Genomic DNA, 15,466 nt, shown 5'->3' with positions numbered 1-15,466 from the left:
CGGCGCTAACGCTTGCACGGGCCTACAAGAGCACGACACCTGTAGGCCGGATAAGCGAAGCGCCATCCGGCATCGTGGTTTTAAGAGCGGTCACCGTCGTCAGGGAACAGCATCGCGTCGCGCAGCAGATGATCGTTGCCGCGACGGCGCGTGAAGCCGATGCGGTCGAAATACTCGAGGATCTGAATGGCCAGCTTGCGCCCGACGTTCAGGCTGTCGCGGAAATCTGCCGCGCAGGTTGAGCCGCGTTCCTGATCCAGTTTGCGGATCAGTGCAGCAAACTGCACAATCCGATCGTTTCGGTAATAACGATCTTTGACGATCGCCGTAATCTTGCCCTGCTGCGCGGCCTGCCGCAGCGTGACGCGCATCTCCTGCTCATCCGCACCCACCTGCTGCGCCAAATCACGCACCCACCACGCTTCGTCACCAAACATCGGCCCGGCTTTGTGCCACAGCGCGGCCTGCTCGTCGGTGAACCCGGCTTTGTGATCCGGAAGATGCAGCCAGCCGTGATGGCTGGCGATAAGACCTGACACGCGCATTTGCTCCAGCAGCGCCAGCACCAGCGCCTCATCCTCCATCGGCAATGCGATGCGGCGCAGGCGTTCGCGGCCCGGGCCTGGCTCATCGCGATGCTGATCGTGATAAATCGTCAGCGCGTTCAGCAGCTTCTCCTGCCAGCGTGCGGCAAGTGTGGCGCTGAGAATACTGTCATCCGCGCGCAGCAATTCCGGCTTCGCGGTCATTTCAGTCAGACCTTCGTTGTTAAGCTGTCGCGCCCAGCCAAACTCACTCAGGCGAACCGCATCGCGCTGTAAATGTATCTCCAGCGCCTGCGCATCGGTTCCGGCATCGGCGAGCGTTGCCAGCCAGTTCAGATATTCCGGCTTGCGCTTGCCGCGACGCGGCGGGTTGAGCGTCACCACCCGTGCGCCCGCAAGCGTCACGCGGGCTGAGATATCGCGCAGCACCAGGCGGTCGTTGTCTGCCAGCCACAGCGGCGTGTCGAACACCAGCTCCGCCAGGTTGTTCTCCAGCAGCGAAACGCGCCCGGTAATGTGGCTCGCCGCGTGGTGGATATGCAGCGGCTGCCACTGGCTCAGAGGTGTGTGGCAGTGCAGCTCGACAATCACGCGTTCCATCGGTTCAGGCGGCTGCTGCGCCAGCAGCCAGTCGCCGCGCGTCAGATCGTCTTTCTGCGCATCGCCCGCAATATTCAGCGCAATACGCTGCCCGGCGCGGGCCTGTTCAACCGGCTGGTTCTGCGCGTGCAGGCCTCGTACGCGCATCGGCTTGTTCACACCCGTCAGCCATAGCGTATCGCCCACATTCACTTCACCCGACAGCGCAGTACCGGTCACCACCAGGCCTGCGCCTTTTACGGTGAAGGCACGGTCAATCGCCAGCCGGAAGCGCTGATGCTCCACGTGCTGGCGTTCGGCCAGCTGTAAAAGATGGGCGCGCAGCTCATCAATGCCCTGCATTTGCGTGGCGGCGGTTTCAAACAGCGAAACGTTCTCAAACCCGTATTCACGCAAAACATCCAGAATTTGCTGGCGAACTTCGGCGACACGGGCCGCATCCACGCGATCGGTTTTGGTCATTGCTACGGTCAGCGTCGGCTTGCCCGTCAGCTGTAAAATGGCCAGATGCTCGCGGGTCTGGGCCATCACGCCGTCGTCGCAGGCCACCACCAGCAGGGCATGATCGATGCCGCCGACGCCTGCCAGCATGTTCGCCAGAAACTTTTCGTGGCCCGGCACGTCGATAAACCCCGGCACGCGCCCGTCAGGCTGCGGCCAGTAGGCGTAGCCCAGATCGATGGTCATGCCGCGGGCTTTCTCTTCGGGCAGGTGCGAGGCGTTCACCCCGGTGATGGCCTCCAGCAGCGTGGTTTTGCCGTGGTCGACGTGCCCGGCGGTGGCGATAATCATTTCAGCAGGTTCTCCAGAAAGCGCGGTTCATCCTCAAGGCAGCGCAGGTCGAGCCACAGGCGCCCGTCATAAATGCGCCCGAGGACGGGAAGCGCCAGGCGACGCCAGCGTTCGGCAAGCGATTCAAGCGACGCGCCGCGCCCGTCATTGGGGGTAAACGTCAGGGCCTGAGAAGGTAAACGATCGACCGGCAGCGAGCCGCTGCCAATCTGCGACAGGCAAGGCTCCAGCCGCACGGTAAAGTCCGGAAGCTGCGCCTGAAGCGAAGGCAGAAGGCGTTCACCCAGGGCATGGATTTCATCTTCAGCGCGGGTTAATAAACGCAGCGTTGGCAGCGCCTGAGCCAGTTTTTCCGGGTGCAGATAGAGGCGCAGCGTGGCCTCCAGCGCCGCCAGGGTCATTTTATCGGCCCGCAGCGCACGCTTGAGCGGGTGGGATTGCAGCTTCGCAATAAGCTCCCGCTTGCCGACGATGATCCCCGCCTGCGGGCCACCGAGCAGCTTGTCGCCGGAGAAGCTCACCAGGCTCACGCCGCTGGCGATAAGCTCCTGCGGCATGGGCTCTTTCGGCAGGCCGTACTGGCTTAAATCTACCAGTGAACCGCTGCCCAAATCGGCCACCACGGGAATGCCGTGCTCCTGCCCGATGGTCGCCAGTTCCGCTTCGTCCACCGCTTTGGTGAAGCCTTCGACGCTGTAGTTGCTGGTGTGGACCTTCATCAGCAGCGCGGTGCTTTCATTAATGGCTGCGCGGTAGTCCCGCGCGTGGGTGCGGTTGGTGGTGCCGACTTCATGCAGCACGCAGCCCGCCTGGCGCATCACATCGGGGATGCGGAACGCGCCGCCGATTTCCACCAGCTCACCGCGCGAAACCACCACTTCTTTGCCGCCCGCCGTCGCCGCCAGCATCAGCAGCACCGCCGCAGCGTTGTTATTGACGATACAGGCGTCTTCCGCGCCCGTCAGGCGGCAGAGCAGCTCCGCCAGCGCGCTGTCGCGATGCCCGCGCCCTGCGCCATCCAGCGAATATTCCAGCGTCACCGGAGAACGCATCACCTGGGCGACGGCCTCGACGGCGGCCTCAGCCTGAAGCGCACGCCCGAGATTGGTGTGCAAAACGGTGCCCGTGAGGTTAAACACCGGACGCAGCGGGGTTTGTGCATCAGCGGCCAGCCGCAAGGCGGCGGCCTGCGGCCAGTTCTGACACCAGTCCGGCAGCGTACCATTCTCGCGAATCGCCGCGCGGGCCTCGTCCTGCATCTGACGCAGCACGGCCACGACCTGGCTGTGCCCGGCCTGTTCGACCAGCACGGTAAAAGCAGGATCGCGCAGCAGGCGATCGGTGGCCGGGATCTGACTGAATAGCGAAGGGTTTTCAGTGTTCATGAGTAAGCCTGTTGTCTGCCGCCTCCCGACGGGAGAGGAGCTTTTGGCTTAATCATATTGATGAATGCTGCGCCTCTCAATGCGCTGGCGCGGGGTTTTGGTGAAAAGGGAAATATCAGGCAGCTTAATGCGGGGGCTGGGTGAAGCCTGGCTGTGCGCCACAGGCTGGCCTTTCAGCCAGCATCTGTGCTTTAGTTCGGTTCATCAGAAGACATGTTGTTCTCGTAGTTCTGCCCTCCGTGCCATATACCTGCCACTGTGACTCTTTCATCATCGATGATGAAAGCTATGACCGTTTTTTTACGGTAGTTCGTGACTCTGAGTCCCTGCAGGATATCATCGCGCCTGTTCCCCCTGTGGGGGAACCGCTCCAGTGATTCACAGTAACTAATAACGTTTTCTGTATATCTCAGCGCAGTATCGGGTGTGGCTTCTTTCGCTATATATCTGTACAACTCAGCAAGTTGTTCTTCAGCCTCTGGTGCGAACACCACCCTGTAATCCATTATTCCTCTCCGGTAGCCCTCTTATGCTCGGCTTTAAGTCTGCTCCTGATGTCGTCACCACTGAGGCCTTTTGTTTCGCCGCTTTGCAGGGCTTCCCATGCGGGAACGACCTGTTCATTCAGCCATTTTTCCACTGCGTTATCTCGTGCCATTAGCGCGCGAAGCCCTTCACGGATGACTTCACTTTCCGAGGCGTATTCACCGCTGGCAACCCGAGCTTTCACCTGCGCCGCCATTTCATTTGGCAGCGTGATGCTCATCTGCTGTGTTGTTCTCATTGGTAATCCATTTCTCCAGTAAGTAGGATTTAATCATACTCACCATTACTACAGCTGTCATGCTCACTTTTCATACGATAAACGGGGCATGTACGTCTGTTCACCGTCTGACGGGTTATGTTCCGTCAGGTCAACGGTTGCCCAATGCTGTCTTTTAACACCTAGGCATTTATTTACAGAAACAACTAAGAATGCAACGTTACATTAATCAGTAATATTTCCTGAAGCCGCCTCGCAGATATTAACTTTGCTCATTAAGCCAGTACTGTATTTTTATTCAGCAAGGTATAATAGGCACAAATAAATCTAATACATGTAATAAAAGAGAAGCATTTAAAGGCTGAATATCAATCATTAATAAGCGCGACATGAAAGTGTTACCAGCACTTTCATGTCGCTGACCACAGACAACTAACGGAGAGTTGAATATGGCTGACACCAATTCTAAACCAGTAATCACTATTGCCAAAACACATTCGAAATTTTTGGCAGGTAATACAGAAAAACACGAACCAGTACGCAAAAATAACAATCGCAGCTTGCCCAGAAAAGCAGAGCCCAAGGTATTAAGGAATATGACGGTCAGCTACGTCAGCGTTCGTCATTACGACCGCAAAACTAACCGAACTAAACGCTACACCCGAAGCGCCAGCCTGCGCCTGAACGGCACCTGGATGGAGGAAGCCGGGTTTACCACAGGCACAAAATTAGATGTTCGGGTAATGCCGGGTTGCCTGGTTATTACTGCTCTCCCAACTGCGACGCCATTAATGAAAGTGCTTAACAGCACCACACATTTACCTGAAAAAGAACAGCAGCAGGTGATGTTGTTTCTGCAAGGTGTGGCGGCTAAGTTAGCTCTTGAAAAGATATAAACCCCATAATATCCCGCCTTAGTGAAAGGCGGGTCTATCTGATAATTACCCTCTATATCGGTCCCCAATAGCCCAGAAATGGAGCTTGAGGTGCGACCAGCCTCCATATATCAGATGAACTCAAGCATTTGAACCACTTTTCTTCAAAAGCCGACCCCGCATAGCTTTCCATAACAGGAATCTGAGCTACCGTCCCATTTTTTACTTGATCATCAATCCATATAACAAATCGATTATATTCGTAAGGTGATGAAAAACCATCAATCACTTCCCAGTTACATTCGTTAATTTTTTTATCCAAGATGTGTCAATTTTAAAATCTTTCGGGAAAAGGTTTCCATTTTCCTAGGTGGTTGGTCCGGATCATTATTATTCTCCAACATTACTCCACGCTAGCAATACTTCATATAATAAATACACCCTTCGAACCATCAAGAAAAGATACTGTAATGTTTTTACCACAAATATCTACATGATCAATATAACTTACAAAGTTAAAAGTTTTAGCTTCGGTAAAATTAGGAGGCTCGATCATGATGATATCAACTTCACAAATTACAAAAAAATAGCCTCCTGACAATTTAAAATAGTAGAAAAAACTTGGCAGATTCATTACTGACAATAAAGAAAAGTCATTGCAATTGATAAAAATAACGAATTGATCACAACCTATTGCGATAGCATCCTCCAAGTACTCTACAATGGGTGAGATTTCGCTTTGAGCAGAGAACCTCCCAACCTCAGCATTGTTAAATAATATATAATAGTATTGCCTTGCATAATCTTTATCATGGAAAAGAACAGGAACATTGCTTTTCATGAAAACATCAAATGGTACTGATTCTACTGTAATCATTTTCCTTTCCCTGAGATCTTAGGAATTAAAGTTGTAATTTTAGGTGTAGCACTTAGATCTCCTCCAGGATAGAAGAAACTAACATTAATAGCACCTTTGTCTGAAACAGTAATACTTTTTGTCACAGTTGTTCCAAAATTATTAGTTTTTTGAGTAACCACAACACCTTCACTCGCAGCTCTATTGAAAACGTTAATCAGTGATTGTTCATTACTTATACCCAGCGTTGTGAGATCTTTCAAGTTCTGAGCAGACCTCTCGATATTATGGGCATTTCCCGAAGTTACTTTACCAAAAAAGTAATCAAACTTATTAGGGTCAACACTATAACCTTTCGGGGATACAGGTTCAGATATCCCTTGGGTATTAGTTGAATCAGTTGGTTTAACTGTTTGATTCGGTTTCGATACACTCCCCGTACCCAAAGCCCCATAAGCTAAATTCCCTAATCCATCTGCTCCAGTTTTTAGCAGAGAAGCTTCAAGCCAACCACATTTCCCGGCACAATTATCAACGATATCAGCATACCACTTCGCCGAATCTTCATAGCTTCGACCAGCCATGACATCCTGTATACGAAGCTGAGTGTAGGTGTCTGGGTCCAGGGAAATTTCACTGCGGATCTGCCCCACACAGGCCAGATCACCGGAATCCCAACAGCCTTTGAGCTCAGCAATATTATCCGCTGATGTTTGCGCCATATCCTTTCTGACACTTTGCTCGCAGTCTGCATCACCTTTACATTCTTCCAGCCGCTTGGTGAACTTCTCTGGCTCTCCATGTTTCAGGAAGTTGTTGCGCACCGAATCCACCGAGACCGCAGCACCCGACTGTGCCCCGTTCGTTCCGGCAATAACTCCACCGACGGCGGCACCACTTACCACTGCGGCCCACTGAACAATTGCGCCCTTCTCACTTTCGCCGAGTGAGGTGTGGCTGCCCAGGTAATCCATGACCATTTTGCCGAAGGCTTCGCTGCTGAGGCCTGCCATGCCGCCTGCCAGGGCATTACCGCCGCCAAGGCTTGCCTGAAGCGCGCCAATAACGCCGTGAATCGCAGCTTTCTCTGCGCTGTACTCACCCCAGCCCATTGCAGCGCCGAGATCGCCCGCAGCCTGGTTCGCCATTTGCCCGAACAGGCCAGCCAGCTCCTGCTGCTCCTGAACTTTTTCTTTGTCGAAGATCTTATCGATATGGCCGTTGGCGTTATCCGTGTCGCGACTCAGATCAGCCACATCCTGCTGCTGATTTTCCTTATCACGAACAGTGATCGTGCCATCTGCAATCGCCGAACGGGTCGTACCCGACGCATCATCATGCGCCCCGATGCCGATAATCGGGATCGCGCCACCGCCGCTTCCGTTCTTGTCGCCAGCGTACCCGCCGATGATGGCTTTTGTGTCTGAGCTGTATTCGGCACTGTTATTGATATCACGCCAGCCGAGCGTGCCCGTATCCAGCGAGTTTTTATCTGCCGTCGCCGTGCTGGCGATAACAGCACCATCAAGCTGCGTGTGCTTGCCGACGGTGATATCAAAACCTTTATCCCCTGCAAACAGACCGCTTTGCTCGCCGACGCTCGCATACTCACTTTTGGTTTTACTGTTGCTGATACTGAGTGAAGCGGAACCCGACATGCTGCCGAATGTGAAGCTGGCTCCGCCACTGACGTCCTTCTGCCAACTGGTGTAGTCATCGGTATCCTGAAGGCTGCTCACCAGCAGGTCGCGGCCTACATCGGCCGTAATTTTGTCGCCCAGCGCCTGCGCACCGGCAATGACCGTGTCGCGTCCGCTGCTCATGCTCAGTTCATCACGGGCGTTAACACGGGTATTTACGTACTCAGTCGTTTTCCCGTCATCGCCGCCTTTAGACTGATAGCCGCTAGCCTGAACGCCAATCCCGGTTTCCTTGCCAACCGAGACATGCACTCCCGCAGCCCATCCGCTGCTGTTGTTTGAGCTTTTTTGCTCACGATTGTCAGAGGCTGCATCAAGCAACAGGTCATTCTGTGCCACCAGCGTCACGTTATTCCCCGTGACGCCGCTGCCCGTAATATGCAAATCGCCGCTGGTCCCATTTTGCCCGGTAGCGACCATATTCACGTCGCCTCCTGCCGTCAGGGTACTGCCACGACTTTCATTCTGCTTCAGTTCAGAGGTGTACGTGCTTTTGCTGGAGCCGACATTCAGTTCCACGCGGACGGCATTCATGTCTCCTCCGGCAGCACCACCCGCCACAGAAGCCGCACCCGAGCCAGCAACCCACATATCCTGCGCGGCTTTTACGCCATAAAGTGCCTTGAGACGATCGTCGCTCACTTCGCTGCCACGCCTGATGGCGTTATTCGCCGCCATTGCCGCATCAGTGATAGCGGAAGAAACGGACAGCGTCAGGCCACTTTGCTTTTGCTCATACGTTTCTTTACGGCGAAGCAGGTCATTGCCTGGGTCAACGGCAATTTCCCCGGCAACAACGTTCAGGTTTTTGGCCGCGATAACATCTGCACCACTGATATGCGCTTTACTGTCTGCAATAATACTGACATTGCCACCCGTGGAGCCGACGGTACTGACGCTCTGGCTTTGCGTCGTGCCATCTTCGTTGACCTGGTGGCGGGTGGAGTTAGTTCCGATGGTAAATCCAATACCGCCGCTCCCCATCAGGCCACTCTTTTTCTTCTCCTTCAGATGATACGAAGACTGCTCGTCTGTCGCTGCCACAACATTGACATCATGGCCCGCTTTCAGGGCAACATCGCCGTCACCAATGATCGAGGATCCCTTCACCGTCACATCATTTCCGGCAGTGACAGAGACGTTATTTCCGCTGAGTGATGATCCTTTCTCATACGTCGCACTCTCTTCGTCGATAGTGTGCGTAGTGGTTTTTTTGAGGAATCCTTTTTTGGTCTTCGTCTCTTCCTTGTAGTGATAGTCGCTTTCCGTCGCCGTGGTCAGGTTCACGTCGCGGCCTGCCGCCACGCCGATATCACCGCTGGCGGTCACCTGTGCGGCTTCGCTGTTTACGTCGCGTCCGGCGATAATCGTGGTGTTGCCGGAGCTTGCGATTTCGGTGCCCTGCTGGCGCACGGATTCGTCGATAACGGTTTTCTTGCTGCTGTGGCTGCTGCTGCCCGTGGTGGTGGCTTCCGCCAGCAGGTTCACATCACGTCCGGCCTGGATGCCAACGTTCCCCTCCGCTGCGATGCCTGCCGCCTGGCTGGTAACGTCCCGCCCGGCTACCAGCGTCACGTTGTCGCCCGCTGAAACGGTGGTTCTGTCGGCGCTGCTCTGATGGCTTTCGCTGCCGCCCGTGCGGCTGGTCTGTCCGTTGCCCGCCGCGTTCAGGTTCAGGTCATTACCCGCCACCAGCTGCGCGGTTTTACCTGCGTCGATGGCGCTCGCCGTGACGTTCAGGTCGTTGCCCGCCTGCATCACTGCGTTACCGCCCGCCGTAATGCTGCTGCCCTGGTTTGAGGTGGATGACGAAGCCGTGTCTTTTTGACTCCGGAAGCCCGACCGGCTGCTGTTATCGGTTATCTGGTTGGCGGCAATGTTGATGTTATTGCCTGCGCCCATGGCGAGGTCACCACCCGCGCTCACCTTCGCCCCGGTAATGTTGATGTCGTTTGCCGCCGCCATGTACAGGCCATCGCTGGCGCTGATGGAGGCGGTTTGTCCGACGTCGGTACCGCTGATATGCACGCTGCCGCGACGGCTGTCATCGCCCACGCTCCACTGCTGCGTTTGGGTGATGTTGTTGATGCTGCCGCCCACGCTTTCCAGCTGGACGGTTTTGCCGCTGATGGACGAGCCGATGTTGTTGATATCGCCCAGCGCGCTCAGGTCCAGCCCGCCGCCCGCTTTGATAAGCCCTGCGTTAAGGTTATTCAGGCTGTTGCTGCTGTCGATGGTAAGACCGTTCTGCGCCAGCAGCGAGCTGCCGCTGTTGGTGACGTTGCCGCCCGCCAGCTGCACGTTGTTGCCGCCGATCACGCTGCCGCTCTGCACCGTCACATCTTTTGGCGACAGATACACTTTTGGCACCATCACGGTCTGGCCGTTAATGGTCGCGGTTTCATACCACAGGATACTGTGGTCGAGCGCTGCCACCTGGTCGGCGGTGAGCGCGACGCCAAACTTCAGGCCAAGCGAACTCTGTGCATCGGCGGCGTTATCCATCAGGTAGCGCATCTGGTCGAGGTCGGAGCCAAGGCCGTTGATGTAGCGCGTCCCGGTCTGATTCAGCACATAGTTGGACACATAGCGCGTATCAAACGCCGCATCGCCGAGGAAGCGATAGTCTTTGTCCGGGTTCAGGCTGAGGCGGCCCAGCATGTACGACGAACCGAGGAACTGACTGACGTTGGTGTACTGGCTGCCCGTCTCACGTGGGGCCGCGCCCGGGCTCATGCCCAGCAGCTTATACAGATCGCCAAACAGCGACGGATCGAGCTGACCCAGACCATCAAGTTTTGGGTTAACGGTGATCAGATACGGGCTGTCCGGATCGGTGGACGGCACAAAGTAGCCGTTGTTGCCGGAAGGCAGAGGATAGTTGCCATCCATACCGCCTGAAGCCAGCCCCGTGCCGCCGCCGATAGCCTGGCTGGCGGTGGTGTCTTTCCAGTCAGGGCCGGTAATGGCCTGGGTTCCGGCATCCGCCAGCGCCTGCTGGCTCGCGCCGCCGCCGATGTTTTGCGCTGAAGGCGTGTTGAGGTTCGGAGCAACGATGGTGTTGCTGACCGGCCCGGCGTTAGCGGTTGTATTGGTGTTACTGATATCGCTGGTGAAAGTGGCTTTAACAGTGCCGCCAGCCTGGATAACGGACCGGTAGATATCTCCTAAGGCCGTTTCAGTTTCCCTGCCCTGAAAAATGAATTTTATGCTGGAGGATGTTGGAGCCTCTGCTGAGCTGTATCCATCCGTCCAGGGCATGGGACCCGCCAAATCCAGCAACGGATCCGCGTAGTCGGGTCTTTTTTCTGTCCAGGTTGTGTACGGAACATATTTATACTGCCAGTACACTGTTTCAGTTCCCGCTTGCCAGGATTGATTGTTCAACAAATCACCAGAAAGCGCTACATTTCGTCCCGCCATAAGCAAGCTGGCAAGGTTATCCAGGCGCCCTGCATTTACTACCAGATCATGTCCAGCTGAGATCCGTGAAACACCTCCTCGGCTGGTAACATCAATACGATGCTGATCCTGAATAAATCGCTGATTAGCCGACGTTTCGGTCATAGCGTAGTAGTACTGATCCCACTCACGAGTATCACAGTGGTCGTTACCGTTGGCTCCACCAGTACACCTTTCATAGTAATCACGATATTTATTCAGCCCATAGCTGCCTTCCTCAAGCTCGCTAATATCGACATAGATGACTTCATCACCTATTCCCTCAATAGCTGTTGAGCCATCTGTATGGGTTTCTGTCACCTCCAGTCCGTCACGTTCATTTAGCAGATGTGAGGTATTTATCGTTATATCACCCTGAATTGTTTCAATCGTGCCGGAACGGTTGATGATCTCCGAGTTTGTCGCTCCCTGCGCATCTTTCTGCATCACCAGGTTATTGCCCGCCAGCATATCGCCACGCAGGTTCTGGATACTGTTGGCAAACAGCGAAAGGTTGTTGCCCGCATACAGCAGCGCGGTGTTAACGATCGACCCGGCCGCCGTTAACGCCAGGCTGCCCGCCGTGCCGGTAAAACCGCCGAGAGTGATATTGCCCCGGCTGGTCAGGCTGACGTCTCCGCCTGCCTGCAGGCTGCCGCTGGCGTTCATCGCAATCTGGCTGCCGCTCAACGCCGTGGTGCCGCTGCCTGCGGTCAGCTGCCCGTTGTTGGTCAGCTTGCCCGCCGCGTTCAGCGTGATGCCGTTGCCCTGCAATGTGGCTCCGTTGGTGATATCGCCCTGGCTGCTGATGGAGAGCTGCTTGTTCGCGGCGATAACGCCCTGGGTGGTAAAGCCGTTAGTAAGCTTCAGCGTCAGGTTGCCGAGCGCCACCAGCTGGCCCGCGCCGCTGAGAGAGACCATTTCGGCAAGCATATCCCCGCCGCTGAACACCTTCCCGCCCGCGTTGTTGAGGCTGTTCCCCTTGAGCGTCAGGCCCTGATTGCCCAGCAGCGTGCCGGTGTTGGTGATGGTCTGCGCGTTGACGTTCAGCTGTGCGGCCTGGAAGGTGCCGCCGTTGGTCAAACTGTTACCGGTGAGCATCGCCTGGTTCGCTGCTATTACGGTGCCGTTACCGGCAAGTTTCGCCATGTTCAGCACCAGGTTCGTGGCCTGTAGCCAGCCGCTGCCGCTGTAGTCTGGCGTGGTGAAGGTCAGATCGCCGCCGGAGAGAATTTTGCCGCCGTTGCGGGCCTGCGTTGCCGCGCTGAGGGTGGTTTTACCGTTGCCCTGAATGGTGCCGTCGTTGGTCAGCACGGGCGCGGTGAGGCTTAATGCGTTCTGGCTGAGCAGCACGCCGCTGGCCTGGTTGGTCAGGGCATTCAGCAGGGTGAGCCTCAGGCCGCTGTCGCCCTGCACGCGTCCGCTGTTGGTAAGCGAGCTGGCGCTGATTTGGGTATCAGCCCCCTGAAGCTGCCCGCTGTTGCTGATGTCTTTCGCGTTAACGTTAAGCAGCCCGCCGGTCAGCATTTTGCCCTGCTGTTGCAGGTTACCGCTGAGCGTCACGCTCAGGCCGTTAACGCCGCTGATTTCGCCGCCGTTGCTGAGCGAATCGCCTTTCACCTCCAGCGTTTTCGCACTGATTAATCCCTGGTTGCTCAGCGCTTTGCCGGTCAGTCGGGCGTCGCCCAGGGCGGTGATTTTGCTGCCGGTGGCGGCGATAACGTCGCCGCTCAGGGTCAGGGCCAGATCGAGTGCGCTCTGAATCGCACCGCTGTTCTTGAGGCTGCTGCCGTCTAAGATGATGTTCTGCCCCTGAAGCCGACCGCTGTTGGTCACGTCTCCTGCGTTCAGCGTCAGTGATTTCTGGCTCAGCAGGTCTCCGCTGTTGTTCAACGCGCCAGTGCTGTTTAACGCCAGGCCGTTCAGGCCAATAACCGATCCTTTGTTGTCGATGCTGCTCTGCCGCAGTGAAAGCGTATTACCCTGAAGCGCGCCGTCGCTGGTGAAGGTTGTTCCGGCGAGCGACATTTCGCCTAACGAGAGGATGCTGCCGTGGTTGGTCAGCAGGGGCGCGTTCAGCCCGAAATCGCCCTGGCTCATCAGATCGCCATTGTTGAGCAGAGAGGCACCCAGCGTAGCGTTGAGATTGCTGGTTGCCAGCACGGAGCCGTTGTTAGTCCAGCTATCCGCCTGAGCGGTGAGGTTCTGCCCCTGCGTGGTCCCTGCAGTATTCAGCGTTTTGCCGTTAAGGGAGAGATCGCCCGCCGTCAGCCAGCGCCCGTTGCTCCCCTGCGAGAGCGTATCACCGGCAAGCATCAGCGCCCCGGTTCCCTGCAACAGGCCGTCGCCGTTCAGCATGGTCGCTTTGACGTTCAGCGTGTCAGCAATGATTTTGCCCGGGTTGCTGAGAGAGCCTGTGCTTAGCGTTAAACCCTTGTCGCTGGTGATAAGCCCGCTATTGCGGATGTCCGGAATCTCCAGCGTCAGATTTGCGGCGCTGTAGAGGGTGCCGTTCTGCTGGTTATCCAGCTTTTGTGTGCCAATCAGCAAGGCGCTGTCGCCCTGCATCAGGCCGCTGTTGGTGAGAGTTTGCGACTGAGTATTCAGGGTGGATGCCACGAGCACGCCGCTGTTGGTCAGCTCTGGCGCATTAAGGCTGAGCGATGCCGCGCTGCTTTTGCCGCTGTGGGTGAGCTTTTCGCGGGCGTTAACCGTCATGGCTTTTTGTGCCGCATGCGTTCCCGACAGAGTGGCTTCCCGCGCGCTGAGGCTAAGATTGTTGCCACTCTGAAGCTGTGCGCTCGCCGCTGTGGTGAGCCTGTCGCCCTGAAGCTGAAGATCGCCACCCGCGCTGGTTTCGCCGTCCAGCGTCGCCGTGGCGGTATTCAGCGTCATGGCGGCGTCGCTGTGCGTCACCGAATTTTTGCCGGAGGCCAGGGTCTGCGCATTGACCGTCAGCCCTTTACCACCGGACAGCACGCCGTTCTGCGCGACATCCTGCGCCTTCAGCACCAGAGCATCGTCGCTCACCAGCGAGCCGGTATTGGTCAGCTTCCCGCTGGCGGTGATGTCCGCTTTGCCCTTCGCGCCGGTGCTGCCGCTTTGGGTAAAATCTTTCGTACTGACGGTCAGATTGCCGCCGCTCAGCAGGGAACCCGAATTGCTGAGCATGGAGCTGCCCACGCTCAGGGAAGCCCCCTGAACGGAGCCGCTGTTATTCAGCGTGCCGACATTCAGCTGAGCGCTGTTATGCGCCAGCAGCTTGCCGTCCTGGGTCAGGGTGTTACCGCTTATCGTCAGGTTTTGCCCGGCGGTCATCTGCCCTTGCGTTTGCAGCGTATCGCTGGCTTTAGCCGCGATATCGCGGGCAGCGTTAATCTGGCTGGCGGCATCCTGGCTGATGTTTTTCGCGGTAAGCGTTGCATCGCGTCCGGCGGTCAGCTTTTCATTGGCGTGCGAAATCGTGCCGTTAGCGTTCAGTACGAGGTCGCCGTCGCTGTTCAGCGAGCCGTTGCTCAGGGCAATGTCACCCTGGCTGCTCAGCGACATAGTGCCACCGGCTTTATGATCCCCCGTCAGCGCGAGGCTTTCACCTTTGGCGGACAGCGCCCCGCTGACGAGGCTGTTGTGCACGGTGATTTTGCCATTGGCATCGAGGGTAATGTCGCCCTGGCGGGCATTCAGGTCGCCGAGGTTAACCCCGACGCCTTTCTCGCTGGACACCAGATGAATGCGGTTGGCATACATCCCGCCCAGCGCGCCGGTATCCACCGCCACCGTGGGAGCGTTGCCTTCGCCCTGCTGCGCCTGCACGCTGCCGTCTGTGCCAACACGGTTGGCCCCGGCAACCACTTTTAAATCCTTAGCATGAATGGCGGCGTTCACTTCCGTTGCGCGGGAAATGATCGACAGCGCATCGCTGCTGCTGGCATCCAGCCCTTGCCCCTCAATGGTGATGCTGCCTTTTTTCACGTCCAGCGCCTGTAAATTGCCGCTGGCGTCAAAGACAGGTTTCCCCGTGGTCAGGGTGGCCTGAGGAGTGTTGATAAACCCGCAGCCGTTACAGGTGATGCCGTACGGGTTGGCGACCATCACGTTCGCCGCTTTACCCGCCACTTCCGTATAGCCCTGAAGCTGTGAACGGTTGCCGCCGGTCACTTCGTTGATGATGCCCTTCGCTTCCTTGCCCGTCTTCAGGTTAGCGTTGCCGCTAATCAGTCCGCCAAGCTGCGTCTGGTTGAGCTTGCCCGTGGCGTTATTGAGGATCAGCCCCTCTTTGCCGACGTTGTAGTCCTTAAACTGGTTGTGCGAAATCCCGGCTCCGTTCGGCGTGGCAATGTTCACGACCGGCACGCCGTTCGCCGCTTTATCCGTGGAGGTATTGCCCGTTGGCGTCAGCGTGGCGGCAACGGCGGGCAGCAAAGGCTGCGTCGCGAGCAGGCCGCTCACCAGGTAGCTGAGCAGACGGTAAGTTAAGCGAACGGGAGGCTGATTCATGACGATAATCCC

The 15,466-nt window shown here is 56.5% G+C and carries 8 protein-coding genes; 1 reads left to right on the top strand and 7 read right to left on the bottom strand.

Annotated elements, in window-relative coordinates:
• Positions 1-80 precede the first annotated feature (80 nt).
• The 4 genes from selB to AB1287_RS15465 all read right to left on the bottom strand — a co-directional run bounded on the left by selB (position 81) and on the right by AB1287_RS15465 (position 4,106).
• Complete coding sequence (selB, locus tag AB1287_RS15480) at positions 81-1,937, bottom strand: selenocysteine-specific translation elongation factor (RefSeq protein ID WP_435618344.1); 1,857 nt, start codon at positions 1,935-1,937, stop codon at positions 81-83.
• On the bottom strand, positions 1,934-3,322 hold the full coding sequence (selA, locus tag AB1287_RS15475) for an L-seryl-tRNA(Sec) selenium transferase (RefSeq protein WP_435618343.1): 1,389 nt from the start codon (positions 3,320-3,322) through the stop codon (positions 1,934-1,936). The genes selB and selA overlap by 4 nt, the downstream gene beginning before the upstream one ends.
• Before the next feature lie 191 nt (positions 3,323-3,513).
• Positions 3,514-3,828, bottom strand: coding sequence for a type II toxin-antitoxin system RelE/ParE family toxin (locus AB1287_RS15470; protein WP_435618342.1), 315 nt, complete (start codon positions 3,826-3,828; stop codon positions 3,514-3,516).
• Positions 3,828-4,106 (bottom strand): type II toxin-antitoxin system ParD family antitoxin, encoded by a 279-nt coding sequence (locus AB1287_RS15465; protein ID WP_435618341.1) that lies wholly within the window; start codon positions 4,104-4,106, stop codon positions 3,828-3,830. The genes AB1287_RS15470 and AB1287_RS15465 overlap by 1 nt, the downstream gene beginning before the upstream one ends.
• Positions 4,107-4,534: 428 nt before the next feature.
• Here AB1287_RS15465 and AB1287_RS15460 point away from each other — a divergent pair, with 428 nt between their 5' ends.
• On the top strand, positions 4,535-4,981 hold the full coding sequence (locus AB1287_RS15460; protein WP_435618340.1) for a SymE family type I addiction module toxin: 447 nt from the start codon (positions 4,535-4,537) through the stop codon (positions 4,979-4,981).
• Positions 4,982-5,033: 52 nt separating this feature from the next.
• On the opposite strand, the gene AB1287_RS15455 is transcribed toward AB1287_RS15460, so the two are convergent.
• The 3 genes from AB1287_RS15455 to AB1287_RS15445 all read right to left on the bottom strand — a co-directional run bounded on the left by AB1287_RS15455 (position 5,034) and on the right by AB1287_RS15445 (position 15,454).
• Complete coding sequence (locus AB1287_RS15455) at positions 5,034-5,282, bottom strand: hypothetical protein (protein WP_435618339.1); 249 nt, start codon at positions 5,280-5,282, stop codon at positions 5,034-5,036.
• A 102-nt stretch (positions 5,283-5,384) separates the two neighbouring features.
• Positions 5,385-5,837 (bottom strand): hypothetical protein, encoded by a 453-nt coding sequence (locus AB1287_RS15450; RefSeq protein ID WP_435618338.1) that lies wholly within the window; start codon positions 5,835-5,837, stop codon positions 5,385-5,387.
• Positions 5,834-15,454 carry a hemagglutinin repeat-containing protein gene (locus AB1287_RS15445; protein ID WP_435618337.1) on the bottom strand — a complete coding sequence of 3,207 codons (9,621 nt, stop codon included), beginning with the start codon at positions 15,452-15,454 and terminating at the stop codon, positions 5,834-5,836. The genes AB1287_RS15450 and AB1287_RS15445 overlap by 4 nt, the downstream gene beginning before the upstream one ends.
• Positions 15,455-15,466: the final 12 nt, after the last annotated feature.

This window comes from Scandinavium sp. UTDF21-P1B (assembly GCF_040750395.1).
Lineage (GTDB): Bacteria > Pseudomonadota > Gammaproteobacteria > Enterobacterales > Enterobacteriaceae > Scandinavium.
Note: the sequence above shows the minus strand (reverse complement) of the source record. Positions and strands in the feature narration are given on the sequence as shown.